This window comes from Curtobacterium citreum (genome assembly GCF_006715175.1).
Taxonomy (GTDB): Bacteria; Actinomycetota; Actinomycetes; order Actinomycetales; family Microbacteriaceae; genus Curtobacterium; species Curtobacterium citreum.
The window spans coordinates 569,697-593,522 of sequence record NZ_VFMQ01000001.1; the positions used below are offsets into that span (position 1 = coordinate 569,697).

27 protein-coding genes are annotated in these 23,826 nt (G+C 70.7%); 16 read left to right on the plus strand and 11 right to left on the minus strand.

Translation table 11 applies throughout. The features are described from left to right. Nucleotides 1-89 precede the first annotated feature (89 nt). The 4 genes from FB462_RS02870 to FB462_RS02885 all read right to left on the minus strand — a co-directional run bounded on the left by FB462_RS02870 (nucleotide 90) and on the right by FB462_RS02885 (nucleotide 4,266). Nucleotides 90-1,136, minus strand: coding sequence for an NAD(P)-dependent alcohol dehydrogenase (locus FB462_RS02870; protein ID WP_141860040.1), 1,047 nt, complete (start codon nucleotides 1,134-1,136; stop codon nucleotides 90-92). Nucleotides 1,137-1,319: 183 nt separating this feature from the next. After that, a complete protein-coding gene (locus FB462_RS02875) occupies nucleotides 1,320-2,435 on the minus strand; it encodes a glycerate kinase family protein (RefSeq protein ID WP_141860042.1) in 1,116 nt (371 codons plus the stop codon). A 9-nt stretch (nucleotides 2,436-2,444) separates the two neighbouring features. Then, nucleotides 2,445-3,581 (minus strand): FAD-dependent oxidoreductase, encoded by a 1,137-nt coding sequence (locus tag FB462_RS02880; RefSeq protein WP_114850359.1) that lies wholly within the window; start codon nucleotides 3,579-3,581, stop codon nucleotides 2,445-2,447. A 19-nt stretch (nucleotides 3,582-3,600) separates the two neighbouring features. Continuing rightward, nucleotides 3,601-4,266, minus strand: a complete 666-nt coding sequence (locus tag FB462_RS02885; protein ID WP_141860044.1) for an SDR family NAD(P)-dependent oxidoreductase — start codon at nucleotides 4,264-4,266, stop codon at nucleotides 3,601-3,603. Nucleotides 4,267-4,367: 101 nt separating this feature from the next. Between FB462_RS02885 and FB462_RS02890 the strand changes: the two genes are divergently transcribed. Then, nucleotides 4,368-5,216, plus strand: a complete 849-nt coding sequence (locus FB462_RS02890) for a helix-turn-helix transcriptional regulator (RefSeq protein ID WP_141860046.1) — start codon at nucleotides 4,368-4,370, stop codon at nucleotides 5,214-5,216. A gap of 97 nt (nucleotides 5,217-5,313) precedes the next feature. Beyond that, nucleotides 5,314-6,423, plus strand: coding sequence for a fatty acid desaturase family protein (locus tag FB462_RS02895; RefSeq protein WP_141860048.1), 1,110 nt, complete (start codon nucleotides 5,314-5,316; stop codon nucleotides 6,421-6,423). 52 nt (nucleotides 6,424-6,475) lie between these two features. Here FB462_RS02895 and FB462_RS02900 read toward each other — a convergent pair whose 3' ends face one another. Beyond that, nucleotides 6,476-7,498, minus strand: a complete 1,023-nt coding sequence (locus FB462_RS02900; protein WP_208738882.1) for a LacI family DNA-binding transcriptional regulator — start codon at nucleotides 7,496-7,498, stop codon at nucleotides 6,476-6,478. A 218-nt stretch (nucleotides 7,499-7,716) separates the two neighbouring features. On the opposite strand from FB462_RS02900, the gene FB462_RS02905 reads away from it, so the two are divergent. The 5 genes from FB462_RS02905 (at nucleotide 7,717) to FB462_RS02925 (ending at nucleotide 13,106) form a co-directional block, all read left to right on the plus strand. After that, nucleotides 7,717-8,718 (plus strand): glycoside hydrolase family protein, encoded by a 1,002-nt coding sequence (locus FB462_RS02905; RefSeq protein ID WP_141860052.1) that lies wholly within the window; start codon nucleotides 7,717-7,719, stop codon nucleotides 8,716-8,718. 104 nt (nucleotides 8,719-8,822) lie between these two features. After that, complete coding sequence (locus tag FB462_RS02910) at nucleotides 8,823-10,148, plus strand: sugar ABC transporter substrate-binding protein (protein WP_141860054.1); 1,326 nt, start codon at nucleotides 8,823-8,825, stop codon at nucleotides 10,146-10,148. 74 nt (nucleotides 10,149-10,222) lie between these two features. Continuing rightward, a complete protein-coding gene (locus FB462_RS02915) occupies nucleotides 10,223-11,209 on the plus strand; it encodes a carbohydrate ABC transporter permease (protein ID WP_229666874.1) in 987 nt (328 codons plus the stop codon). Continuing rightward, nucleotides 11,206-12,054 carry a carbohydrate ABC transporter permease gene (locus tag FB462_RS02920; protein ID WP_208738883.1) on the plus strand — a complete coding sequence of 283 codons (849 nt, stop codon included), beginning with the start codon at nucleotides 11,206-11,208 and terminating at the stop codon, nucleotides 12,052-12,054. Before FB462_RS02915 ends, FB462_RS02920 begins: the two co-directional genes overlap by 4 nt. Then, nucleotides 12,051-13,106: an alpha/beta hydrolase gene (locus tag FB462_RS02925; RefSeq protein ID WP_141860056.1), complete on the plus strand. Its 1,056-nt coding sequence runs from the start codon at nucleotides 12,051-12,053 to the stop codon at nucleotides 13,104-13,106. The genes FB462_RS02920 and FB462_RS02925 overlap by 4 nt, the downstream gene beginning before the upstream one ends. A 124-nt stretch (nucleotides 13,107-13,230) precedes the next feature. Here FB462_RS02925 and FB462_RS02930 read toward each other — a convergent pair whose 3' ends face one another. Together FB462_RS02930 and FB462_RS02935 are read right to left on the minus strand one after the other, a co-directional pair. Beyond that, the gene (locus FB462_RS02930; protein WP_141860058.1) at nucleotides 13,231-14,541 is read right to left on the minus strand and encodes a PQQ-dependent sugar dehydrogenase; all 1,311 of its coding nucleotides are present in this window, start codon (nucleotides 14,539-14,541) and stop codon (nucleotides 13,231-13,233) included. 170 nt (nucleotides 14,542-14,711) lie between these two features. Next, nucleotides 14,712-14,951, minus strand: a complete 240-nt coding sequence (locus FB462_RS02935; protein WP_141860060.1) for a hypothetical protein — start codon at nucleotides 14,949-14,951, stop codon at nucleotides 14,712-14,714. 248 nt (nucleotides 14,952-15,199) lie between these two features. On the opposite strand from FB462_RS02935, the gene FB462_RS02940 reads away from it, so the two are divergent. Next, complete coding sequence (locus FB462_RS02940) at nucleotides 15,200-15,607, plus strand: DUF2087 domain-containing protein (protein ID WP_229666885.1); 408 nt, start codon at nucleotides 15,200-15,202, stop codon at nucleotides 15,605-15,607. Here FB462_RS02940 and FB462_RS17890 read toward each other — a convergent pair. Beyond that, a complete protein-coding gene (locus FB462_RS17890) occupies nucleotides 15,561-15,983 on the minus strand; it encodes an NUDIX domain-containing protein (protein ID WP_208738884.1) in 423 nt (140 codons plus the stop codon). The two genes, FB462_RS02940 and FB462_RS17890, sit on opposite strands and share 47 nt — an antisense overlap. 474 nt (nucleotides 15,984-16,457) lie before the next feature. On the opposite strand from FB462_RS17890, the gene FB462_RS17610 reads away from it, so the two are divergent. The 7 genes from FB462_RS17610 (at nucleotide 16,458) to FB462_RS02975 (ending at nucleotide 20,499) form a co-directional block, all read left to right on the plus strand. Further along, nucleotides 16,458-16,658, plus strand: a complete 201-nt coding sequence (locus tag FB462_RS17610; RefSeq protein WP_229666876.1) for a hypothetical protein — start codon at nucleotides 16,458-16,460, stop codon at nucleotides 16,656-16,658. Continuing rightward, nucleotides 16,604-16,879: a hypothetical protein gene (locus FB462_RS17895; protein WP_373286862.1), complete on the plus strand. Its 276-nt coding sequence runs from the start codon at nucleotides 16,604-16,606 to the stop codon at nucleotides 16,877-16,879. Before FB462_RS17610 ends, FB462_RS17895 begins: the two co-directional genes overlap by 55 nt. 32 nt (nucleotides 16,880-16,911) lie before the next feature. Continuing rightward, nucleotides 16,912-17,580 carry a sporulation delaying protein family toxin gene (locus FB462_RS02955; RefSeq protein WP_141860064.1) on the plus strand — a complete coding sequence of 223 codons (669 nt, stop codon included), beginning with the start codon at nucleotides 16,912-16,914 and terminating at the stop codon, nucleotides 17,578-17,580. A gap of 157 nt (nucleotides 17,581-17,737) precedes the next feature. Continuing rightward, nucleotides 17,738-18,151 (plus strand): SdpA family antimicrobial peptide system protein, encoded by a 414-nt coding sequence (locus FB462_RS02960; RefSeq protein WP_229666886.1) that lies wholly within the window; start codon nucleotides 17,738-17,740, stop codon nucleotides 18,149-18,151. Next, nucleotides 18,151-19,119, plus strand: coding sequence for a hypothetical protein (locus tag FB462_RS02965; RefSeq protein WP_141860068.1), 969 nt, complete (start codon nucleotides 18,151-18,153; stop codon nucleotides 19,117-19,119). Before FB462_RS02960 ends, FB462_RS02965 begins: the two co-directional genes overlap by 1 nt. Continuing rightward, nucleotides 19,109-19,564: a hypothetical protein gene (locus FB462_RS02970; RefSeq protein ID WP_141860070.1), complete on the plus strand. Its 456-nt coding sequence runs from the start codon at nucleotides 19,109-19,111 to the stop codon at nucleotides 19,562-19,564. Before FB462_RS02965 ends, FB462_RS02970 begins: the two co-directional genes overlap by 11 nt. Beyond that, nucleotides 19,561-20,499, plus strand: a complete 939-nt coding sequence (locus tag FB462_RS02975) for a CPBP family intramembrane glutamic endopeptidase (protein WP_141860072.1) — start codon at nucleotides 19,561-19,563, stop codon at nucleotides 20,497-20,499. Before FB462_RS02970 ends, FB462_RS02975 begins: the two co-directional genes overlap by 4 nt. 8 nt (nucleotides 20,500-20,507) lie before the next feature. Here the strand turns inward: FB462_RS02975 and FB462_RS02980 are convergent, their stop codons facing one another. Together FB462_RS02980 and FB462_RS17860 are read right to left on the minus strand one after the other, a co-directional pair. Continuing rightward, complete coding sequence (locus FB462_RS02980) at nucleotides 20,508-20,942, minus strand: ASCH domain-containing protein (protein ID WP_229666877.1); 435 nt, start codon at nucleotides 20,940-20,942, stop codon at nucleotides 20,508-20,510. Between the two features lie 122 nt (nucleotides 20,943-21,064). Further along, a complete protein-coding gene (locus tag FB462_RS17860; RefSeq protein ID WP_341872471.1) occupies nucleotides 21,065-22,327 on the minus strand; it encodes an alpha/beta fold hydrolase in 1,263 nt (420 codons plus the stop codon). Between FB462_RS17860 and FB462_RS02990 the strand changes: the two genes are divergently transcribed. Continuing rightward, complete coding sequence (locus tag FB462_RS02990) at nucleotides 22,235-22,618, plus strand: MmyB family transcriptional regulator (RefSeq protein WP_141860076.1); 384 nt, start codon at nucleotides 22,235-22,237, stop codon at nucleotides 22,616-22,618. The two genes, FB462_RS17860 and FB462_RS02990, sit on opposite strands and share 93 nt — an antisense overlap. 110 nt (nucleotides 22,619-22,728) lie before the next feature. On the opposite strand, the gene FB462_RS02995 is transcribed toward FB462_RS02990, so the two are convergent. Next, entirely contained in the window at nucleotides 22,729-23,688 is a 960-nt protein-coding gene (locus FB462_RS02995; RefSeq protein WP_141860078.1) for an AraC family transcriptional regulator, read from the minus strand. Between the last annotated feature and the right edge of the window lie 138 nt (nucleotides 23,689-23,826).

The window sequence follows — 23,826 nt, forward strand, 5'->3', positions numbered from 1 at the left end:
GGGATGACGAACGGGAGGCGCGGTGCCAGCCGGCACCGCGCCTCCCGTCCGTCGACTGGTCGCGTCGCGGACGCGACCCGTCGTGCTGACTAGGCCAGCGTCGCGGTGTCGATCACGAAGCGGTACCGGACGTCCGAGGAGAGCACGCGCTCGTAGGCCTCGTTGATCTGGTCCGCCGAGATGAGCTCGGTCTCCGGCAGGATGCCGTGCTCGGCGCAGAAGTCGAGCATCTCCTGGGTCTCGCGGATGCCGCCGATGGCCGAGCCCGCCCAGCTGAGGCGACGCGGGATCAGGGCGAAGGCGGGGACCTCGAGCGGCTCGGACGGGGCACCGACGTTGACCATCGTGCCGTCGACCTTGAGCAGGCTCAGGTACGCGCCGACCGGGATCTTCGCCGAGACCGTGTTGATGATGAGGTCGAACGAGCCGCGGAGCTCCTCGAACGTCTTCGGGTCCTTCGTCGCGAAGTGGGCGACCGCGCCGAAGCGGAGCGAGTCCTCCTGCTTCGAGGTGGTCTGCGACAGGACGGTGACCTCGGCGCCGAGGGCCGACGCGATCTTCACGCCCATGTGGCCGAGCCCGCCGAGGCCGACGATCGCGACCTTCTTGCCGGGGCCGGCACCCCAGTGGTGCAGCGGCGAGTACAGGGTGATGCCCGCGCACAGCAGCGGGGCGACGCGCTCGATGTCGAGCGACTCCGGGACGCGGAGGACGAAGTCCTCGTTCACGACGACGGCCTCGGAGTAGCCGCCCTGGGTGATCGATCCGTCGGCGGGGTCGACGCCCGCGTAGGTCTGGATGTTGCCCTTCAGGCAGTACTGCTCCTCGCCGGCGACGCAGTTCTCGCACTCGCCGCAGGAGTTCACCATGCAGCCGACGCCGACACGGTCGCCGACCTGGTGCTTCGTGACGTCGCTGCCGACGGCGGAGACGTGGCCGACGATCTCGTGGCCGACGACCTGCGGGTACTGGATCTCGCCCCACTCGCCGCGGACGGTGTGGATGTCCGAGTGGCAGATGCCGGCGTAGGCGATGTCGATCTCGACATCGTTCGGGCCGAGGTCACGGCGGGTGATGGTGGTCTTGACGAGCGGCTCGGTGGCCGACGTTGCCGCGTACGCGTTGACGGTGCGCATTGGTCTCCTCGTGGTGGTGCTTCGCGGGCCGGGTGCGGCCCGCCGACCAGTGTGGTCCCGCGTCCTGGGGACAGGGGGGTTGCGATGGGGTCCCCCTGCCGGGAGCGGGCGGGCGTGTCCCAGGGGTGCGGGGCGGGCGCCGAGTCGCTCGGCGCTTCGCGCTCAGCGCTCTGCGCTTCGTGCTCAGCCGACGAGCCGCGCGAGCCGCTGGCCCGCCACCGTCGCGAACCGCAGCGGGTCCCGCAGGGCGTCGTCCGGCTCGCCGGTCGTCTGCGTCGCGAGCACCACGAGTGAGGCCGCGGCCGTGAAGGCGTCGAGCGGAGCGTCCACCTCGCCGGCCACGAGCAGCGCCGAGGCGGCGGGAGCGTGCGCGTCCCGGAGCGACAGCACGACCGACGGCACCTTGCCCGCCGCGCTCTGCTCGTCGAAGCGGCCCTCGCCGGTGACCACCACGTCGGCCCCGCCGAGCAGTCCGGGCAACCCGAGCAGGTCTGCGACCGCACGGGCTCCGGGGACGAGCGTCGCACCCCAGGCGAGCAGCCCGAAGCCGACTCCGCCCGCGGCTCCGGCCCCGGGGGTCGTCGGGTCGACCGCGGGGAACCGGGCGGCCCACTCGGCCAGCCGGGCGTCCACCGCGCCGATCCGGTCGACCGCCAGGCCCTTCTGCGGGCCGAAGACGGCGGCGGCGCCGGTGGGTCCGAGCAGCGGTGAGACGACGTCGGTGAGCACGACGACCCCACCAGGGGGCAGCGGCCGGAGGCCGCCGGCGGCGGCGCTCGCCGCGCCGCCCGCGCCGCCCGCGCCGCCCGCGCCGCCCGCGCCGCCCGCGCCGCCCGCGCCGCCCGCGTCCAGCCCCAGCGCCTCGAGCACCGGTCGCCCGCCGTCGGTCGAGGCGCTCCCGCCGATCCCGAGCACGAGCCCCGTCGCACCGGCGTCGAGTGCCGCGGCGATCGCCTCGCCGAAGCCGCGGCTCGTCGCCGTCTCCGGCCGCATCACGCCGCCGAGGAGCGGCAGTCCGCTCGTCGCCGCGAGCTCGACGACAGCCCGGCCGTCCGGCAGCCGCAGCCAGTGCGTGTCGACCGGCTCGCCGTCCGGCCCGGTCACCCGGACCGGCACCCGTTCGGCGCCCGGGTACGCGACGGCGAACGCGTCGAGCGTGCCCTCGCCCCCGTCGGCCATCGGCACGAGCACCAGGTCGTCGTCGGGACGCTCGGTCAGCCAGCCGTCCCGCACCGCCCCCGCGACGTCGACCGCGGTCGCGGTGCCCTTCAGGGAGTCCGGAGCGATGACGACGCGCACCCGACCACGCTAGCGGGATCCGAGCGCGAAGCGGGGGTGCGGCGCCCCACCGGTCGCCAGGTCCGCCACCAGCTCGCCGAGCAGCGGCGCGAACTTGAACCCGTGCCCGGAGAACCCGGTCGCGACCGTCAGGGGGCCGCGTCGGTCGATCACGAAGTCCTCGTCGGGGGTGGTGTCGTACAGGCAGCTGATGAAGGTCGGCCGGCTCGCGTCGACCCCGGGGACGTACCGCGCCACGTAGGCCTGTAGGCGCGCGGCTTCGTCCGGTCGAGGGGCGAAGTCCCGGTCGTCCGGGTCGACGACCGGTCCCGTCCCGTGGAACCCGACCTTGACGCCCTCGCCCGGGGTGAGCAGGCCGTACACGTCGTCGCCGTCGGCCCAGTGCACGAAGCTCGGCCATGCCTCGTCCGGCAGGTGGCTGGGGAAGTGGGCGGGCTGCTCCTGGGTGACGCGGACGGCCGGGAGGCGCGCCCCACGTCCGGCGAACACCCCACCGACCAGCGTGGGGGCCCACGACCCGGCGGCCGCGACCACGGACTGGGTGCGGACCGTCCGTGGTGCGTGGGAACCCTGTTCGTCGCTGTCCAGGGTCAGGGTGAGCTCGCCGTCGTGGTCCTCGACCTGGGTGACCCGCGTGCCGAACCGGAGCTCGGCGAGGCCGGTCCGCTCGGCGAGCCGCAGGAAGGTCTCGATCGCGACCGCCGACCGGATCCGGCCCGCCGTCGCGTGGGCGAGGACGTGCCCCTCGAACGCGATCCCCGGCCAGCGTGCCGCGGCGTCGGCGGGGGAGAGGCGCTCGTGCGGGATGCCTCCGTCCGCCAGCGCGGCGGCGATCGCGTCGACGACCTCGGGACGCCCGTGGTCGACCGCACCGGTCCGGTCGAGCAGCGTCTCGCCCGACTCCCGCTCCAGCGCGTCCCAGAGCGCGAGCGCCCGGGTCGTCAGCGCGACGTACTCCGGGTCGGCGTAGCCCTGCCGGAAGATCCGGGTCGCCCCGTGCGACGATCCCCGGTCGTGGCCGCGGGCGTGCTGCTCGATGAGCAGGACCCGCTCGCCACGGGCCGTCAGCGCCCACGCCGTCGCGGCGCCGACGACCCCACCGCCGATCACGACGTGCGTGGTGGAGGTCGAGGGCGCGGTGCTCATGCGCCGAGGGTAGCCGTGCTCAGTAGGCGATGCGGCCGTTCCGGTCGTGGAACTCGCCCGTGGGGCCGTCGGGACCGACCGTCGCGTCGGTGCCCTCGGTGACGGTCTGGTGGCCGCCGTACCCGTTGAACGCCGTCGCCGTGTACCCGGGGTCGCTCGCGTTCACGCGGAACTCCGGCAGGTTCTTGGCGTACTGCACCGTGAGCGCGATGAGGGCCGCCTTCGACGCCGCGTACGGAACGGCAGCGACCGGGTACTCGTCGTGCCCGGGGGTCGTCAGCCACCGCGTGAACCCGACGCCCGACGCGACGTTGACGATCACCGGGGCGTCCGACCGCCGGAGCAGCGGGAGCGCGGCCTGTGTCACCCGGACGACCCCGGTGACGTTCGTGTCGAGCACCTCGGCCATCGCGGCGGCGTCCAGGTCGTCCACCCCGGACGCGGTGCCGAGCACACCGGCGTTGTTCACGAGGACGTCGAGCTCGGGGACCTCGGCGAGTGCCCGGTCGACGCTCGCCTGGTCGGTCACGTCGAGCTGGACGACGTGCGCGCCGAGCGCCCGGACGTCGTCGGCGCGGTCGGGGTCGCGCACCCCGGCGTACACGGTGTGGCCGGCTTCGAGCAGGCGGCGGGTGGTCTCGAGACCGAGGCTGCGGTTCGCCCCGGTGATCAGTGTCGTGGTCATGCCCCGAGCCTGCTCCTCGGTCCTCGCGCGTCCCAGGCCCTGCGCGACGGTGGGACCAGCGGTACCAGGACCACGGTCGGGATCGGCGGCATGATCGTCCCGTGGACGAGTTCGCGAACGTGCTGCGTGCCTGGCGGGACCGGGTGCGACCGGAGGAGGTCGGCCTCCCCGCGGGGTCGGGCCGACGGACGCCGGGACTCCGACGCGAGGAGCTCGCGGCGCTCGCCGGGGTGAGCGTCGACTACGTGGTCCGCCTCGAGCAGGGTCGCGCGACGAACCCGTCGCCGCAGCTGCTCGGCGCCCTGGCCACCGCCCTCCGCCTGAGCCGCGAGGAGCGCGATCACCTGCACCGTGTCGCGGGCGCCGCCACACCGTCGCGCGGAGTCGTCCCGCGGCACGTCACCCCCGGGGTGCAGCGGATCGTCGACCGGCTCGGCGACGTGCCGCTCGCGGTCTTCACGGCGGCGCACGACATCGTCCTGTGGAACCCGCTCTGGGCCGCGATCGACGGCGACCCGACCCGGCGGACCGGTCCGGAGCAGAACCTCGTGTGGCGGCACTTCACCCGGGGACACGAGGGCGTGGAGTGGGACGCCGAGCACGAGGAGGCGTTCTCGAGCGATCTCGTCGCCGACCTGCGGCAGGCCCTCGGCCGCTACCCCGCCGACCGCGGTCTCGCCGACCTCGTCGCGGCCCCGCGCCGGACCTCGCCGGAGTTCGAGCGCCGCTGGGACACCGGCCGGGTCGCGCAGCACCGGACGAGCCGCAAGGTGGTGCACACCCCGGTCGGCCCGGTCACCGTGGACTGCGACGTGCTCACCGTGCCGGACAGCGACCTGCGCATCGTCGTGTACACCGCGGTGCCCGGATCGCCGGACGCCGCCGCGCTCGACCTGCTCGCCGTGACCGGGCTCCAGGACTTCCCGGACAGGAACGCCCGCACGGTGTAGGCGAACACACATCTGCGCGACCTACGGTTCCGGGAAGCGCGAACGCGTGTACTCCCGGACCGGTCGAAGGACCGCTCACCTCGAAGAGATCGGTCCGATGACGACGATCCCGCTCGCCCCCGGTTTCACCCGCACCCGTCCCGGGAACGGCGGCCGCTCCGGCACCTCCACCTACTCCGCACTCCTCGCGCAGGTCAAGGACCACGGTCTCCTGCGCCGCCGCACCGGTTTCTACTGGTCGCTGTTCGGCGGCCTCGTCGCCACCCTCGCGCTGGCGTGGGTCGTGTTCTCGTTCCTCGGTGACTCGTGGTTCCAGCTGATCGTCGCGGGGGTGCTCGGTGTGCTGTTCACGCAGTTCGCGTTCCTGTCGCACGAGGCCGCGCACCGCCAGGTGTTCGCGTCGCAGAAGTGGAACGACCATGCCGGCCGCTGGGTCGGCACGTTCCTGGTGGGCTTGAGCTACTCGTGGTGGATGAACAAGCACACCCGCCACCACGGCAACCCGAACACCGTCGGCAAGGACCCGGACATCGCTCCCGACGGCATCCGGTTCCTGCCCGAGGACGCCGCTGCGGCGAAGGGACCGTTCATGCGGACCTTCCTGCGCTTCCAGGGCTGGCTGTTCTTCCCGCTGCTGACGCTCGAGGGCGTGAACCTGCACCGGCACGCGGTGGTCTCCGTCGTCCGTGGTGCCGGTGGCCGTCCGGACACGAAGGGTCGCGTGCTCGAGGGCACGCTGCTCGTGGCGCGGTTCGCGATCTACCTGACGGTGGTGTTCTGGTTCCTGCCGTTCGGGATGGCGTGCGCGTTCCTGGGTGTGCAGCTGGCGGTGTTCGGGGTGATGATGGGTGCCTCGTTCGCGCCGAACCACAAGGGCATGCCCACCATCGCGCACGACGCGAAGGTCGACTTCTTCTCCCGGCAGGTCCGGACCTCCCGCAACATCCGTGGCGGCTGGTGGGTGTCGTTCCTGATGGGTGGTCTGAACTTCCAGGTCGAGCACCACCTGTTCCCCTCGATGCCCCGGCCGGCGCTGAAGCAGGCCCGCCTGCTGGTCCGCGACCACTGCGAGACGCTCGACGTGCCCTACACCGAGACGACGCTGCTGCGTTCGTACGGCATCGTCGTCCGGTACCTCAACCGGGTAGGACTCGCCGCACGCGACCCCTTCGCCTGCCCGATGGTCGCGCAGCTCCGCATCCACTGACCCGGTCCGCTGCGCCCGGGCGTCGGTCCCGGCGCAGCGACGCAGTAGAGCGTCAGTGCGGCCGGTCGAACGACCGGATGTCCGCCGGGACCGCCGACACCGACCCGCGCACCCGCACGGGCATCGGGACCAGGTGCTCGGCCGGCACCAGGTCGGGCTGCAGCAGCAGCCGGACGGCCAGGGCGCCCATCGCCTCGTAGGGGAGCGCGGCCGTCGTCAGGGTCGGCTCCAGGTAGAGCGCGATGTCGTCGTCGTCGAACGACACGATCGAGACCTGGTCCGGCACCGACAGGCCCACCTCGGCCAGCGCGCGGTAGACACCGAACGCCAGTCGGTCGTTCAGTGCGATCACGGCGGCGGGGCGTCGACCCGCGGCGAGCAGGTCGCGCATCGCGGCGTACCCGTGGTCGGGGTCCCACGGATGGCAGTCGACCTCGGCCACCGGCACGACCCCGTGTGCGTCGAGCGCCGTCGTGATGCCGTCGAGCCGTCGTTCGATCGCGGCGGTGCTCCACTCGACGGTCGCCGATCGGTCCCGCCCGATCAGGACGACGTCGTCGGTGTGCCCGGCGTCGAGCAGCAGCCGCACGATCTCCTCGCCGCCGGCGCGCTCGTCGGCGAGCACGGTCGCCGTGGGTCGGGTCGCGACGGCGTTGAGCATCACCGTCGGGATACCCCCGCCCACGTCGGGCAGGTCGACGGGGTGCGGTCGGATCGACGCGTAGACCAGGCCGTCGACCTGGTGGTCGATGAGGACCCCGAACGCCGCGGCCATCGCGTCCTGCTGGTCCTCGGTCTCGGTGATGAACAGCACGTGGCCCTGCCGCTTCGCCTCGGCCAGGGCACCGCGGATCATGCCGCTGCCGAACCGGTCGGTGGTGATCGCCTCGGACACCAACCCGATGACCCCGGAGCGACGGGTCGTCAGCGACCGCGCGGTCAGGTTCGGGCGGTACCCGAGCTCGCCCGCCGCGGCACGGATGCGCGCGGCGGCGTCCGCCGACACCCGGGATGCGGGGTGGTCGTTGAGCACCTGCGAGACCGCTGCCTTCGACAGGCCGACCTGTTGGGCCACGTCCGAGAGCGTGACGCGTCGCGCGCTCACGGCAACTCCGCGGACTGTTTGCGCATTCGCTCATCATACGGGCTTGACAGCAGGTGGTGAACCGGTACACCATTCGTGATCAACCGGTTCACCAACGTGGGTGCAACCGATGATGACCTCGATGAAGAGTGGTGCCGAGCAGTGTGTGACCTCCTCCTGACCGACCCTGACCGTCTGTGCGGTGCGCCGTGCTGAGGGTGCCCGACCACTGGGTGTGGGACTTCTGGTTCGCCGACGACGGCGCTCGCCACCACGTGTTCTTCCTGCAGGCGCCGACAGCCCTGGGAGACGAGGGCCGACGCCACCGCGCCGCCCGCATCGGCCACGCCGTGAGCGACGACCTCGTCCACTGGGAGCGGGCGGAGCAGCCGTTCGGCCCCGGGTCCGGCGACGACCACGACGCGACGACGACGTGGACCGGCAGTGTCGTCCGCGGCGACGACGGCCTGTGGCGGATGTTCTACACGGGCACCCGGTTCCTCGCCGACGAGCCCGACCACACGAACGTCGAGACCGTCGGTGTCGCCGTGTCCGAGGACCTCCGCACCTGGGTCAAGCGCCCGGGCCCGGTGACCCGGGCCGACGCCCGCTGGTACGAGACGCTCGGCGCCGCACCGGACGCCGACGGCGCGGTCTTCCGCGAGGAGGCCTGGCGCGACCCCTGGGTGTTCCGGGACCCGGCGGGGGACGGCTGGCACATGCTCGTCACCGCGCGCACGAACGCGGGCCCCCTCGACGAGCGCGGGGTGATCGGCCACGCGGTGTCCACGGACCTCGAGCACTGGGAGGTCCGACCGCCGCTCAGCAGTCCGGGCTCCGGCTTCGTCCACCTCGAGGTCCCGCAGGTCGTCCAGGTGCAGGGCCACTGGTTCCTGCTGTTCTCGTGCCCGGCCGAGGCGCTGAGCCCCGTGCACCCCGCCGCGGACACCACCCCCGGGACGTGGGCGATGCCGATCGACGACCCGACCGGTCCCTTCGACGTCACCCGCGCGGTCCCGCTCACGGACGCCACCCGGTACTCGGGCCGACTCGTGCAGCGCCGCGACGATTCGTGGGCCCTGGTGACCTTCGAGAACGGCGCCCCGGGCGAACCGCTGCCCGGCGTGCTCACCGACCCGGTCGACGTCGACGTCGTGGACGGCCAGCTCGTCCTGCGTGCGACCACGTCCGCGGGCGCGGCTGCGCGCTGACCCCGACCCCGACCCCTCACTTCCCCTCCACACCCCTCCGGCTCCACGGCGCAGCGCCTGCGACCCGGAGGTCCCGACCCGAAGAACCCCTCCAGAGGAGAACCATGAACACCAAGCACATCGCCCGTCGATCGGGGGTGGCCATCGCGGTGCTCGCGGTCGCCGCCGCCGCACTCACCGGCTGCTCGGCCGGTTCCGGATCCGGCAGCGCTGCCGGCGACGGCACCGGCGACATCACCGTCTGGGGCCACCAGGGCCAGACGAGCGAGGTCACCGCGATCCAGGACACCGTGAAGTCCTTCAACGCGTCGCAGAAGAAGGTGCACGTCACGCTCAAGCTCATCTCGGGCGACACCTACACGAGCACCGTCACGAACACCCCGACGAACAAGCTCCCCGACGTGCTCGAGATGGACGGCCCGACGCTCGCGAGCTACGCCTACAACGGCAAGCTCGCCCCGCTGACCGACTCCGTGTCGAAGTCGACCGTGTCGAACGCCACCGACGGCTCGATCGCCGAGGGCACGTACGACGGCAAGCTGTACGGCCTCGCCCAGTACAGCTCGGCGATGGGGCTGTACGGCAACAAGAAGCTGCTCGAGGCCGCGGGGGTCTCGATCCCGTCGTCCCCGTCCGAGGCCTGGACCCCGGAGCAGTTCTCCGACGCGCTCAAGAAGCTCGCCGCCGCGAACTCGTCGGGCAAGTCGCTCGACCTGTCCGAGTCGGCGCTCAACGGCGAGTGGGGCACCTACGGCTTCTCGCCGATGCTGCAGTCCGCCGGCGGCAACCTCATCAAGGGCGACAAGGCGTCCGGCGTGCTCGACTCGTCCGACTCGGTGAAGGCCCTCGAGGACATCGCGTCCTGGAAGCCCTACGTCGACTCGAACACCGACGGCAACGCGTTCCCGAACGGCCGCGTCGCGCTGAGCCTGAGCGGCCACTGGAACTACCCGACCTACTCCAAGGCGATCGGCAGCGACCTGGTCGCCCTGCCGCTGCCGAACTTCGGCGACGGCGAGAAGGTCGGCGCCGGCTCGTGGACGTGGGGCATCGGCTCGTCGACCAAGCACGGCAAGGCTGCCGGCGCGTTCCTCGACTACCTGCTCAACGACGCGAACGTGAAGGCCATCACCGAGGCGAACGGCGCCCCCGCGGCGACCAAGTCGGCGTTCTCCGCGCAGAGCGTCTACCAGTCCGGCGGCGGCCTCGCCCTCTGGGGCCAGCAGCTGGAGCAGTCGTGCCCGGCGACCGCGATCACGAAGAGCTGCATCGCCGTCTACCGCCCGGTGACCCCGGGGTACCCGGTCATCACGTCGAAGTTCGCCAGCGCGCTGTCCGCGGTCTGGGGCGGCGCCGACGCGAAGGAGCAGCTGACCACGGCTGCGAAGTCGATCGACCAGGCCTACTCGGACAACAACGACTACAAGTGATCGGCCGTGGGGGCGTCGGAGTCCGACGCCCCCACCCCCGGTCACCCCGCAGAACCAGGAGACCAGGAGTCCTCGTGACCAGCACGACCACCCCGCCGCCGGCCGCGCCGGCTGCACCGATCGCCGAACGGCGTCGCCGGGTTCCCCGGCAGCTCCGTCGGCAGCGCAGCGACCTCGTCGCGGGGCCGCTCATGGCCCTGCCCGCGATGGCCGGCATCGTCCTCTTCATCGCCGTCCCGTTCGTCGCGGCCATCGGGCTGTCGTTCTTCAACGTGCAGCTCGGCTCGCCGCGCCCGCCGACCTTCGTGGGGTTCAGCCAGTACGTCCGGCTGTTCACCGACCCGGTCGAGGCGCCGCAGTTCCTCCGCGCGCTCGGGAACAACCTGTTCTTCGCGGTGGTCGTCATCCCGCTGCAGACCGGCCTCGCGCTCGTCTTCGCGGTCCTGCTCAACCAGCAGCTCAAGGGCATCCGGTTCTTCCGCACGTTCTTCTTCATGCCGGTCGTCTTCCCGATGGCCCTCGTCGCCGTGATCTGGCGCGTGATCCTCGACCGGAGCGGCAGCGGTCTGCTCAACAGCGCGGTCGAGACCGTCACCGGGGGAGCGGTCGGCCCGCACGACTGGCTCGGCTCCGGTGCCACCGCGATGCTGTCCGTCATCGCCCTGTCGATCTGGCAGGGCGTCGGGTTCCAGATGGTCATCATCCTGGCCGCGCTGCAGGAGATCCCCGAGGAGCGGTACGAGGCGGCTCGACTGGACCGGGCGAACCGGTTCCAGCAGTTCGTGCACATCACCGTGCCAGGTGTCCGCAACACCCTGATCTTCGTGGTGCTGCTCACCACGATCTTCGCCTTCCGCGTCTACGACCAGGTGTACATCCTGATCACCACCGCCGGGGGCAACGAGAACGCCCTCCGCACCGTCCTGTACCAGGCCACGAACGCGATCATCACCGAGAACAGCGTCGGACGCGCCACCGCGATCTCCGTCGTGCTCTTCGTGATCATCGTCGTCGTCGCCCTGGTCCAGCGCGCCGTGCTCCGACAGAGGAGTGAGAGTTGACCACCATCCGCCCCCGCCGCGTGGCGTCCAAGGCCGGGTCCTACGCGATCCTGATCGTGCTGTCGGCGCTCATGTTCGCGCCCGTCTACTACCTGCTGCTCGGCAGCTTCAAGCCGAGCAGCGAGGTGCTCGACGGCTTCACCGGCTTCCTGCCGATCCACCTGTCGCTCGACAACTACCGCGGGGTCTTCCGGGCACTCGACTCGGACGCCACGGGGTACTTCTGGCAGTTCATGACGAACTCGGTGCTCATCTCGCTCGTGGTCGTCGTCGGCGGACTCGTCGTCAACGCCATGGCCGGCTACTCGTTCGCACGGCTGCAGTGGAAGGGCAAGAACCTGGTGTTCCTGCTCGTCGTGCTGCTCGTCATCGTGCCGTTCGAGTCCGTCGCGGTCCCGCTGCTGTACCTGCTCAACGGACAGCGGGACACCCTGGTGGTGCAGATGATCCCGTTCATCGCGAACGCGTTCTCGATCTTCTTGTTCTACACGTTCTTCCTCAACCTGCCGAAGAGCGTCGAGGAGGCCGCACGGCTCGACGGCCTCGGCGCCTTCGGCACGTTCGTCCGCGTGGTCGTCCCCAACGCCCGCCCGGTGTTCGCGACCGTGGCGATCCTGACGTTCCTGAGCTCGTGGGGGTCGTACCTCTGGCCGTCGATCGTCACGTCGGACCCGACCGCCCGCCCGCTGCCGCTCGAGATCAGCGTGTTCTCCGGGCAGGAGCCCGTCGACTGGGGGCAGACCTTCGCGTTCGGCACCCTGCTGGTGCTGCCCGTGCTGATCGTCTTCCTCGCGTTCCAGCGGTACTTCATCCAGAGCGTCGCCGGATCGGCCGTCAAGGGATGACGCTCGACCCGCAGGTCCGTGAGCTCCTCGCGCGCCTGGCGGAGGAGGGCGGAGCGGGCGGTCCCGCGACCGTCGCGGGCCAGCGCGCGCAGGCCGCGCGGTTCGCGGCCCTCGCCGGTTCGCCGGTCCGGGTCGGTCGGGTCGACGACCGCACCGTCCCGACCGAGCACGGCCCGGTGCCGGTCCGGGTCTACACCCCGCCCGAGCCCGAGCCCGAGCCCGAGCCCGAGCCCGAGCCCGAGCCCGAGCCAGAGCCCGAGCCAGAGCCAGAGCCGGAGCCGGAGCCGGAGCCGGAGCCCGACCTGGTCCCGGACCCGAACCGGGACCAGGACCGCGCGCTGCCCGTCACCGTGTTCCTGCACGGTGGCGGATGGGTGCTCGGCGACCTCGACAGCCAGGACCACCTCGCACGGGTCGTGTGCGCCCGCGCGCGGTGCCTGGTCGTCTCCGTCGACTACCGACTCGCCCCCGAGCACCCGTTCCCGGCCGCGGTCGACGACGCCGAGGCCGTCACGACCTGGGTCCTCGATCACGCCGACGAACTCGGCGGCGACCCCGAGCGCGTGGCGCTGTTCGGGGAGAGCGCGGGTGGGAACCTCGCGGCGGTCGTGGCGCAGTCCCTGCGGAGTCGTCCGGGCCCACGGCCGGTGTTCCAGGTCCTCGTGCACCCGGTGGTCGACCACGCGGACGACAGCGAGTCGATGCGCGTGCACGCGGACGGCCCGGTCCTCACGGCGGCGCAGATGGACTGGTTCTGGGACACCTCCCTCGGACCGGACGGCGACGGGTCCGACCTGCGGGCCTCCCCGCTCCGGTCGCCGGACCTGCGCGGCGTCGCCCCGGCACTCGTGGTGTCGGCCGCGGTCGATCCGCTGCTGGGGCAGGGCACCCGCTACGTCGCGGCGCTCCGGGCCGCCGGGGTCGCGGTCGACCACGTCGTCGTCCCGGGGGTCCCGCACGCGTTCCTCTCCTTCACCGGGCACGTCGACCGCTCGCGCCGCGCGCTCGAGGACGTCGCCGACGCGCTCGCGTCCGCCTTCGCGCGCACCTGATCCAACAGGCCCGGCCCCGTCGGACCCGGCCCCACACCGGACGGGAGGCACGTGGCGGGCCCGCCACGTGCCTCCCGTCCGGTGTCCACCCGCCCTGCGGACCGGGCGCAACGCGCGCCCCGGTTCAGGACCCCGGGGTCAGTCGGTAGACCAGCCCGGCGGTGTCGTCCGTGACGTACAGGCTGCCGTCCGGGCCGGGCACGGCGTCCACCGACCGACCCCACCGCGACCCGTCGTCGTCCTGGAACCCCTCGACGATCGTGCGCGGCCGGCCGAGGGTGTGCGCGGTGTCGTCCCAGGCGCTGTACGACACCGACGGTGGCCGCGGTGGCTCCCGGTCCCACGATCCGTGCGTCGTGACGAGTGCCCCGTCCGCGTACGCCGCGGGCAGGGCGCTCCCGCGGGTGAACACGAACCCGACCGGGGCGCTGTGCGCGGGGAGCCCGACCATCGTCGGGGTGACGGTGGCGCAGTCGAGGGCCTTGCCGTCGGGGTTGTTCGCCGGGTCGTCGACGTACCCGAGGTCGAGCAGGTCGGGCTTCCCACGGGAGTCCGGCTGGCAGAACGGCCACCCGAGCTCGGCCCCCGCCGTGATCCGCGTCACCTGGTCGTCCGGGTGCTCGTTCACGTACGCCTGCACGCGCTGCCCGTAGTGCCCGCTGCCGTCGTGGAACGGGTACGGCTGCTGGTCGGCCTGGTTCACGGCGGCGAAGAGCGTGCCGTCCGGCGCGTGCGCGAGCCCCTCGCCGTTCCGGACCCCGGTGGCCAGCAGCGTGTTCCCGGTCCCGTCGAGCCGCACCTGCCGGATCACCGCGCGGTCGGGGTGGTCGCGGCGATCGGCGCCGTCGCTGTTCGACGCGGAGCCGATGTCGTAGGCGACCACGCCGTTCCGCACCGCGACGAACTTGCCGCCGTGCCCGCCGGTCGGCAGTCCGTCGACCAGGACCCGGTGGTCGCCGAGCGTCCCGCCGTCGTAGCGCCAGGCCTCGATGCGGGTCGCCTCGCCGAGCACCACGACGGTCCGGCCGTCCTGCTCGGTCACCGCGACGCCCTGCGGGTCGTCGAGTCCGGTCGCGAGCCGGTGCACGGTCGGCGCCCGGACCCCGCCGCGCGGCTCGAGGCGCAGCAGGTCGCCTTCGGAGCCGGTGGTCAGGAGCATGCTGCCGTCGGGGAGCCACGCGGCCATCCGCGCGCCGGGGGCGTCCGCCCAGACCTCGGCACGCCAGCCGTCCGGCACGCGCAGCGAGCGTCCCGCCGCGCGCCCGGCGTGCGCGCCGTCCGCGACGGTCAGCCGCACGGTGTGCAGTCCGGAGGCCGGGTTCCCGGTCGTCGCCGCGGCCGCGGAGGGCGCCCTCTCGAGTGGTCCGGACGTGCACGACGCGATGCCCACCACGACGAGCGCCGCCGCGGCGGCGCTGCCCAGGACCCTGCTCATCCGCTCCACAGCGGCAGGCTAGGCCGGCTTCGTCGCCGCCGGGACGCGAGTGCGCCAGTCGGACGGCCGTCTGTCGGACGCGCCCACGGGACGGACGGGAGGCACGGGGCGGGATCGTCACGGGCCTCCCGTCCGGTGGGTTGCCGGCTCTGGAGCGGAGCGCTGCGCGCTCAGATCGCGGCGGCGACCGACCAGAACTCGGGGCCCGGCTTGCTGATGAGGCGCTGGTCCGCGAACGAGCCGTCGGCGAACGTGAGGCGCGCGACCGGAACCCCGCCCTGCGCGGTCTTCCCGGTGTCGACGATCGACGCGACCTGCGCCCGCGGGATCGTCACGATGTGCTCCGCGGGGAGCTGGTTGCCGGTCAAGCCGAGGTCCCACATCGACAGGGACTGCTCGCTGATCACCATCAGGGAGGGGCCGGCCTCGTTCGGCAGGCTGCGGGCGGTGGAGCCCTCCTCGCCGCCGGTGTGCTGCGACCGCGATACGTCGGGGAGCGCGCCGGTCGCGCTCCGTCGGCAACGACCGTAGTGGCGGGGGATTTCTGTGGGGAAGCGCTTGCGTTTGTGGGGCTGCGGTCTCGGTCGCGGTCTCGTTCTCGCGGGAGGCGAGGTCGCATGGACGGCCCACGGACGACGAGGGAGGACTCGACGTGAGCATGCGATCTGCGCTCCGGCGCGCACGGCAGGTGGTCGCGCTGACGATGCACCCGAGGATCCCGGTGGGCGGGTTCGACTGGGTCGGTCCGGACGGAACCGTCGACGAGGGGGCGTTGTCGGAGACCAAGGAGACGATCGACCTCCTCCTGACCGACCATGCCGTCCTGCACGTCGGACGGATCAGCGTGCTGCCGACGGAGGCGAGCAGTCGCCAGGAGCTGTCGAACGTGATCGTGCGGACGGTGTTCGACCGCCTCCCCGCTCGACTGAGTGTGCCGGAGGAGACGCTGAACGCTGCGCTGGCGATGTTCGTCGAGGACGTGGCGCTGGTCCGCCGCGACGCGGTCGACACGGGGGTGCTCAGGCGGTCGCCGGACGGTGCCGTTTACCGGATCGCGGCGGAGTGAGCGACGCTGCCGCTGCACCCACCTGTGCTCCGAGCCCGGCGGCGAGCACGTGAGCGTCCTCGAGCGGCAGCCACCAACAGGTCCAGCTGACAGCTCCTCCGTCGTCTGACCGGAAGCGTCCACCCGCCCGCCAACGCTCCGCGATGTCCTCTTCTGGCAGTGCCATGAGGAAGAAGTGGCGTACCGCGATCTCATCTCGGACGGGGCGCAGGTCGTACCGCTCACGTCCGAGCGCCTGCACTACCATGCCCGTCCGACCGGTCTGTTCGAACAGCTCTCGTACCGCGGCGTGCTCAGCTGTTTCGCCGGTCTCGATGGTGCCGGCTGGCACTTGGACGCCGGTCTTCGCGAGCGGGACCCCGTCGTGCGTGAACACGAGGAGGTGCCCGTCACGGATGACCTAGCAGACGACCTTGTCGACCTCGGCTGGCATGAGTCCACGGTGCGACCGCATGTGAGCTGCCACATGCTCGCCGCACGCTGGCCCGGCGGGCCGTTCGGTCGCTGGCGGAAAGCCCATGAGGGTGTCGCTGCATGACCTGGACCAGTGCTGCCGACGCGCAACGCTACGGATCGACCATCCTCATCGGGGACCGAGTCCTGTTCCGGGCGCTCGAGGACGCAGATCTTCCCGACCTCGTCAGGTGGTGGCGTGACCCGGAGTGGGCGGTGCTGCAGCAGAGGTCGGGTAGGCGATCGATCGTCGCGCCGGACTGCTCGTAGGCCTGCCGGGTGATCGCACGGAGCGTCGGTCTTGGTCGTCCGCACGTCGCTCTTCACGGCTTCGGGGTGAACCATCGCATCGGGCTGCGCCCCTTCGGACGCGTTGCAGGGTCTCCCATGGCGGCTGGTGTTCCTCGACCTGCCGTGGGCCGAGGCAGCAGCGGTGACTGCCACCGATGAGAGCACGGTCGATGTGGCCGACGAGGTTTCGCCGAGATCGGCGACCGCCTCGGGGATGAGCCGTTCGCCGTCATCGGGAACCCCTTCGGCGGCATGGTCGCCCGACAGGTCGCTCACGAACACCGGGGCCACGTTCTCGGTGTCGTGACCCTGGCGGGTGTCGTGCATCCGCGCTCAGACCGCCCCGTCCTTGAACGCACCGTGCTCCACACCGAACCGTCCGGCGTTGAAGCCGCCGGCCACGCGCGACCTGCGATCCTTGAACGCCCCCGTGCAGGAGCTGGTCGACGACGTCGAAGCGCTTCGCAGCCGAGTGAAAACCGTTGCCCAGTGCAACTTGACCCCCGAGCGGGGGGCGTGCTTTGCTGAGGGGAACCACAGATTGACCTCGGGGGGTTTCAATGAAGAAGAAGATCATCGGCGGCGTACTGGCAGGAGCGGTAGCGGTTGGGGCAGCATTCGCCACTGGTACCGGCGCGCTGGCTGCGGAGACAAGCGCGTCTGCACCACCCGCCTACACCTCGGCAGAGCTGATCGAAGGGGTCGTGTTCCTGCAGGGCGATCTCGGTCAGTCCCTGATCGACAACGGTGCACTGGGCGACATCTCTTCGGCCGAGAAGACGGCGGTCGAGGAGCTTCTCGCAGACGACAACGCGAAGCAGCTCGCCGCAGAATCGACGCAGCAGCTGCTGGACGAGCGGCCGGAGCTCGCGACAGACCTCGACACGGCTCTCGACGGCGGTGACCCGGTGGCGGTTTCCTCCGCTCTGAGGAACGTGGTCGAGGACGCAGCCGACACTCCGGCGGCGCAGGCGGCCACCGCCGCAGTGCAGGAGGCTGAGCAGACCTACGTGCCTGGCGAAGTGGGACCCGACTGCCTCTTCAACGTCGCTGTGGGCGGTTACCTGGTGATCGCGGTTGCGGCGGTCGGGGTCGGGGTCGTGGCGCTCGCGTCCGTGGCCCTCGTCGGAGACGTGTACGTGGCGGGGGAGAACGCCGCGAGCAAGCGTGCTGCGGCCGCGTCCGACACGGACGGGCAGTTCGTCGCAGCGCTGCTCCAGAGTGTCTGATCAGCGTGCTCGGGGGACGCGCATCGCGCGCGTCCCCCTCCTGTCGGTCGCCGGTGCAATCGTCACCTGCGTTCTCCTGGGCGGGTACGTGCTGCAGGGGCGGCTACAGAACACCGGCGCTGGGGCCCTTCCGTACCAGGCGGAGGTTTCGCCGGTGATGCAGAAGGTCCTTCCTCAGGGCTGGGCGTTCTTCACCAAACCAGCGGACTCTGAAGCCCTGGTCCCGTACCGTCTCGCTGACGGTTCGGCCGAGTCGATGTCGGTCGGCGAGTACGCGGAACCCTCGAACGGCTTCGGGTTCGATCGCAGCAAGCGGCGGCAGGGCGTCGAATCGGCCATGCTGCTCCAAGGCATCGGAAGGTCCGCGTGGCAACAGTGCGACGGGGCGGATGTCGCGACGTGCGCGGCGGATGCGCCGGAGCCCGTGCGGCGTGCGAACACGCTGCCCGAACCGACCTTGTGCGGCCCCATCGCCATGGCCGCCGAGCAGATCACCCCGTGGAAGTGGCGCGATCTGCGGGACGAACCCCGCTTCGTGACGGAAGTCGTCCGGCTCGAGGTGACCTGCTGATGCTGAGCAGCTTCCTTCGCCAACGTGTCCGCCTTCCGGAGCCCTGGACGCTCCCACTGACCATCGCTCGTTCCCTGCTGTTCCTCGGCACAGGACTCACGCTGACCATCGGTCCGAGCTGGGCGGTGTTCACCCCGTCGAACGGGAACCCCGACGTACTCGACTGTTCAGGGGCGAGCGCCTTGTCCGTGTTCTGTGTGGCGGACGCACTGCCACTCGATGTCTCAACACGGGTGGCTGGAATCCTGTTGCTCGTTTTCGCGACGGGCTTGATCCCGTGGCTGACCGCGGTACCAGCAGCCTGGATCCTGCTGAGCGTTCCGCTCTCCGGCACGCTCGTCGATGGCGGCGACCAGCTCGCTGGCATCCTCGGTCTGCTCCTCATCCCCGTCAGCGTCACCGACTGGCGATGGAATCCCTGGCGTGATGAAGCACCACGAACGGCCGAGAGCAGCGCCGCGGTCCTCGCGGGCACCGTCAGCTGGTGGCTCGCTCGAGCGCAAGTCGTCGTGGTGTACCTCGAAGCATGCATCGGCAAGATCGCCGTTCCGGAGTGGGCAGGCGGAACCGCCCTCTACGCCTGGGAGCGACACCCGAACTTCGGAGCGCCGAGCTGGGCTCAGCCGCTGGTGTACTCATTGACCGCGCAACCGCTGATCAGCGCCCTGATGACGTTCGCGGTGATGGCCACAGAGTTCACCATCGCGATCTCCCCGGTGCTGCCGCGATGGTTCCGCACACGAGTGCTGTACCCATGTGCTGCCGCGCTCCACTTCGGAATCATCCTCTTGATGGGAGTCAGCTCCTTCTCGATGGTGATGTTCGCCGCGCTGACCCTGCTGGTCCTTCCCATCGACACTGACCTTCGCGCGCTCCGCCGGGCGCTGCCGCGCGGAGGCGACGCAGCCCTCGCGAACGCACAGCCCGCCAACCCCGTAGAGGAGAAGTCGATCAGCCATGTTTCGTGAACGTCACCTCGCGCCGAGCTCGATCAGGATCCTCGGCGTCGTCGTCACAGCGGGGAGCGCCGCCGGACTCGCCGCCTCCATCCCCTCGTTACCCACCCGAACCGGCGCCGACGCCAGCGCACTGGTCGTCGCCTTGGGCGTCGGCATCGCGCTTGGACTGAGCGCAGCAACGCAAACGCTCCTGATCACCGTGCGGGACGGCACGCTCGTGATTCAGCTGACACCGTTCTTCCGCAAGACCGTCCTGACGACGCAGGTCGCATCCGTCAGCGCGACGACCATCAACCCAGCCGGGTACGGCGGCGTCGGCATCCGCCGCGCCCCGGGCAAACCACCGGCAGTGTTCCAACGCGGAGGGTCGGCTGCGAAACTGCAGATGCGGGACGGCTCGACGCTCATCCTCGAGTGCGACGACGTCCCCGGTCTGGCGGACGCTCTCCGATGAACGCACATTCGCCGCCACGCAACGTTCGCTGGATGCCGGTCGGCGTCTTCATCGTCGCGTCGTTCCTGCTCTCCTGGCTCGTCTGCCTACCTTTGTGGGTCGATGCCGGCGGCCTCGCCTCGCCCGCAACTACTTGGGTGCTCCCGGTGGTCATGTTCACCCCGCTGCTCGCGACCGCGCTGATGACGCTGACCGTCGACCGCGGCGCTCTCGGCGCCCAGGTCCGTCGTCTCGGGATCTGGCCGCTGGAATCGGCCCACAGAACGATCGTCCTGACCGTCGTAGCGATCGTCTTGCTCCCACTGACGATCGCCGCCGGCCTCACGATTTCTGCATGCCTCGGCCTCGTCCAGCTCGACCTCGACGAGTTCAGCGGATTCGCGGCAGCACTTCCCGGAAACGTGCAGGAAGCGGTTCCGGTCCGCACCCTCGTGATCGTGCAGCTGGTCTCCATCCCCGTCGCCGCAGTGCTGAACGGGTTCCTTGCGTTCGGGGAAGAGATCGGATGGCGCGGCTGGCTCCTCCCCGAGCTGCAACCCCTCGGGGTTTGGCCCGCAGTCCTACTCACCGGCGCCATCTGGGGTGCCTGGCACAGTCCGTTGATCCTCCTCGGTTACAACTTCAACCAACCGAACCCGCTCGGTGTCGTCGCGATGATCGTCGGCTGCACAGCAGTCGGCGTCGTCATCGGATGGCTTCGGATCTGGAGCAACTCGGTCTGGCCTGCGGTCTTCGGGCACGGAGCACTCAACGCGACTGGCGGTCTCGTTGTGCTCCTCAGCAGTGATGAAACGGCGCCGAACCTGCTTCTCGCTGGCCCGCTCGGAGCAGGAACAGTGATCGCGGTAGCAACCGTCGCTCTACTGGTCGTCCTCGTGCGGAAGACGACGAGCACAAACCGCGGTTGGCTCCGAAGCCGCAATCTGTCCCCGTAGGCGATCGTCTATCGGGACGTCTCGATCGCGAGTTGGGCGACCTCGACGACTGCATCGGAAGGCATGTCTGGGTAGTAGTTCTCGCGCAGCTGCTGCGCGAAGAGCTGCATGTCGGTCTCAGGAGGCTGGTGGGCTTGCTCGGCAGTGAGCATGTCGAGCCGGTACTGGTGCACGGCGATCACGGTGCCGGGGACCGATAGTGCAGTCGGGTGCTCGTCGAAGACGAACACGGCTGCTCCGACCGGTACGTCCTCGTTCCACCGAACGGTGGTGACCTTCTCGCCAGACATGACCGCTTCGTGGTGCTTGCGGTGGAAGTGGATCGTGTTGGGTGTCGCACTGACCATGCCCCCACTCTGTCGCAGCGGCGGGATGTCCAGCAGTGGGCCGTCCGCGACCACGTTGATCACGCGGTCGCTCAGGTCGGATGACGGCCCGGTCATCCGTCGATTTCAGCACCGGTCGGACACGCAGGCCCTGACGGCTCGAACAGGGCTGACAGCGATGCAGTGCCTGTGCAGATGATCGGTGTGCGACCGGCTGTCGAGACGCTGTTGCGTCCGGTTCAGGGCGTGAAGAAGTCCGCGAGTGTCGTGCTGATTTGAGCGGGTCCGCCGCTGTTCCGGGGGCCGTCGTGGCCGAGCCCGTCGAACTCCACCTGTCGTGAATCGGGGAGGATCCGGGCGAGGTCGCGGATGGCGGTGCGGAGGAACGTGGGGCTCGCAGTTCCGCTGAGCAGCAGGACCGGACAGTCGATGCTCGCGTGGTCCTGGATGTGCCCGTCGCGTTCGGCGACGGCGCGGAAGTCGTAGCGCACGCCCGGGAGGAGGTCGCGGAGCGATGACGCCGGCCCCCGCTGCCGGGACTGGACCGCGAGGACGACACGGCCGAGAGCGCGGGCGACGAGGCGCGGGGCTCGCGCGATGAGCGCAGGTGCGGTCCCTGCAACGACGAGCGCGTCGATGAGCGCGGCGCCGGACTGTCCGCGCTCGATCTCGGTGCCCAGTCGGCGGATCCCGGCCTGGTCGATGCCGTCCCGGTAGAACGGGGGCTCGTAGACCGCGAGTTGCTTCACTCCGGGCAGGGTCCGTGCAGCCTCCAAGACGATGACAGCGCCGGAACTGAGCCCGAACAGCTTCGTCGCGCCGGTCGCGGCCATGACCGCATCGAGGTCCTCGACATCGCGGGCGATGCTGTGGTCGGCGGTGTACGGGCGCGGGCTGATCCCGGGGCCGCGTCGTCCAGCGGTGATGACCGTGAACGAGGCGGACAGAGCGAGGGCGAGTTCCCGGTACGCGTGCACGTCAGCCATCGCACCCTGCACCAGGACGAGGCCCGGTCCGGTGCGCTGACGAAGGTAGCCGATCGAGGTCCCGTCGCGAGACGCAACGTGCTCGGTGACGATGCTGTGATCCACAGCGTCAGCACGGCATCGACCACGAGCAACCAGCGCTGGCGATGCCGCTGCATCCGCCTGCAGGTCGGTGAGGGAAACGGACCGAACACCGGACAGCTTCCTGCGGTGATGAGGGCCGCCGGGTGCTCGCTTCGTCGTCGAGGAGTCAGCACCGCGATCGACAGCCCTCGGATCTGTTCCGCCTGAGTGAGCGCTGCTGCCGGGTCGTCGATGCCGACGGTGGTCACCTGCAGGACGCTGAGGTCGGTGACGCCGGCCTGGACCTGTCGCCAGACACGGAACGCAGTCTCCTCGGAGCACATCCACGACCCGCGCACGGTGATCCGGCGCCGCATCAGCTGGTCGTACGGGACCGCGTGGAACACGGCGGCGGCCGAGCTGTTCCGCGGCGCGCTGACACACAGCGAGCACCCGAACCTCGTGCGGTGGGTGTTCCTCGCCCCAGATGCCCACGACTTCTTGCCGGACTGGACGGACGTGGCGCAGGGACTCCTCGCACGGCTCCGCGCCCGGGCAGGACGGCACCCGGGCGTTGCGGGCTACACGGAGCTCGAGAGCGAGCTCCGCGGGGCCAGTCCGGAGGCCGACCGATGGTGGTCACGATACGACGTGGGCATTGAAGGAGGCGGCATCAAGCGCGTGCGTCTGGCCGACGGTGGGGTGCAACGCCTTGCGTTCACGTCCCTCGACGTCTCCGACTGACCGAACCAGACCATGACGACCTATCGCCACCTGTGACACCCGGTCGACCAACCGATCGGGCGTCCGGTAGAAGACCGGCTATCGGGACCCAATTCTGTGTTGCTGCTGAGTCACCGTGACGGTCTGCGGAGCGTGTCGGATGGTCGTTCTCCGAAGGTGTCGGCGTAGTAGCTGGCGAATCGTCCGAGGTGTCCGAAGCCCCAGCCTCGTGCGACGTCTGCGATGACGGTCGTTGGGATTTCGCCGGCGACGAGCTGTGCGCGGACTCGGTGGAGCCGGATCTGGCGGAGGAAGGCCATGGGGGTAATGTGCGCGTGGCGTTGGAAGGCTGCTTGCAGGGCGCGGGCGTTGATGCCGGCCGCCTGGGCGACGTCAGTGCTGGTGATGTGTCGATGAGCGTTGGCGACCATCCACTCCTGTGCGAAGCGCATCGTCGCTGGGCCGTCGTGGAACGCGATGTCGACGTCTGGGGTGGCGTGGAAAGCGTCGACTGCTGCTTCTGCGACAAGCATGTTCACAGCCGCTCGTCGCCACCGGTCCGTGTCGGGGTGCAGCAGCTCGGGTGCTGCCGCACGGATCACCTGTCTGAGGCGCTCGAGTTGTTCCGGGTCGGGAAGGTTTCGGAACTGCAGCGGACCGGGGATTGCGCCGAGCTGGGCCGCGGCGACGTTCTCGAGGAAGGTGCCGTCGAAGCGGATCATGTGCTGGGTACCTGGCGCAGCGCTGAACTCGAACGGTCGACCCGATGGGTACATCACGGGCACGTTCGGTGGCATCGCGACAGCGTCTCGCGTGTCGATGTCGAGGACGATGCCCGGGGTGGTGGTCCAGGCGAGGATGTAGGTGCCGTGTTGGCCGATGGTGCCCCATCGGTTCGCGTCGACAGCGGATGTGCCGAGCGTGAGCTCGTCGTCGCCGACGGCGCGGTACCGCCATGTGAATCCGTCGGCGGTGGGCTTGCCGATGTGAATGTCCTGGCTCGCGTAGACGTCTTCGTAGAACGCGACCGCTTCGTCGACATTCGTGCCTCGGCGGTCGACGGCGACTGGGGGCAGATTGTCCGACGGCATCCGCGAGTAAGTATGCCGCCTACCGCCGACATCGATGCTCCCGGCTGGAACCCCCTCACGCCTTCCGGTGATTCGGCGGTCTGCGACGGAGCTGTCAGGGATGTTCCGGGGAAGCTTTCGGGGGTTGCAGGAGCATGT

Excerpts from the sequence above, each read along its gene's own strand:
- FB462_RS02870 (WP_141860040.1), bottom strand. The coding sequence starts at position 1,136 with ATGCGCACCGTCAACGCGTACGCGGCAACGTCGGCCACCGAGCCGCTC.
- FB462_RS02880 (WP_114850359.1), bottom strand. The coding sequence starts at position 3,581 with ATGAGCACCGCGCCCTCGACCTCCACCACGCACGTCGTGATCGGCGGT.
- FB462_RS02885 (WP_141860044.1), bottom strand. The coding sequence starts at position 4,266 with ATGACCACGACACTGATCACCGGGGCGAACCGCAGCCTCGGTCTCGAG.
- FB462_RS02895 (WP_141860048.1), top strand. The coding sequence starts at position 5,314 with ATGACGACGATCCCGCTCGCCCCCGGTTTCACCCGCACCCGTCCCGGG.
- FB462_RS02910 (WP_141860054.1), top strand. The coding sequence starts at position 8,823 with ATGAACACCAAGCACATCGCCCGTCGATCGGGGGTGGCCATCGCGGTG.
- FB462_RS02925 (WP_141860056.1), top strand. The coding sequence starts at position 12,051 with ATGACGCTCGACCCGCAGGTCCGTGAGCTCCTCGCGCGCCTGGCGGAG.
- FB462_RS02930 (WP_141860058.1), bottom strand. The coding sequence starts at position 14,541 with ATGAGCAGGGTCCTGGGCAGCGCCGCCGCGGCGGCGCTCGTCGTGGTG.
- FB462_RS02935 (WP_141860060.1), bottom strand. The coding sequence starts at position 14,951 with ATGGTGATCAGCGAGCAGTCCCTGTCGATGTGGGACCTCGGCTTGACC.
- FB462_RS02940 (WP_229666885.1), top strand. The coding sequence starts at position 15,200 with ATGCGATCTGCGCTCCGGCGCGCACGGCAGGTGGTCGCGCTGACGATG.
- FB462_RS17895 (WP_373286862.1), top strand. The coding sequence starts at position 16,604 with ATGGTCGCCCGACAGGTCGCTCACGAACACCGGGGCCACGTTCTCGGT.
- FB462_RS02955 (WP_141860064.1), top strand. The coding sequence starts at position 16,912 with ATGAAGAAGAAGATCATCGGCGGCGTACTGGCAGGAGCGGTAGCGGTT.
- FB462_RS02960 (WP_229666886.1), top strand. The coding sequence starts at position 17,738 with ATGCAGAAGGTCCTTCCTCAGGGCTGGGCGTTCTTCACCAAACCAGCG.
- FB462_RS02965 (WP_141860068.1), top strand. The coding sequence starts at position 18,151 with ATGCTGAGCAGCTTCCTTCGCCAACGTGTCCGCCTTCCGGAGCCCTGG.
- FB462_RS02970 (WP_141860070.1), top strand. The coding sequence starts at position 19,109 with ATGTTTCGTGAACGTCACCTCGCGCCGAGCTCGATCAGGATCCTCGGC.
- FB462_RS02975 (WP_141860072.1), top strand. The coding sequence starts at position 19,561 with ATGAACGCACATTCGCCGCCACGCAACGTTCGCTGGATGCCGGTCGGC.
- FB462_RS02980 (WP_229666877.1), bottom strand. The coding sequence starts at position 20,942 with ATGACCGGGCCGTCATCCGACCTGAGCGACCGCGTGATCAACGTGGTC.
- FB462_RS02995 (WP_141860078.1), bottom strand. The coding sequence starts at position 23,688 with ATGCCGTCGGACAATCTGCCCCCAGTCGCCGTCGACCGCCGAGGCACG.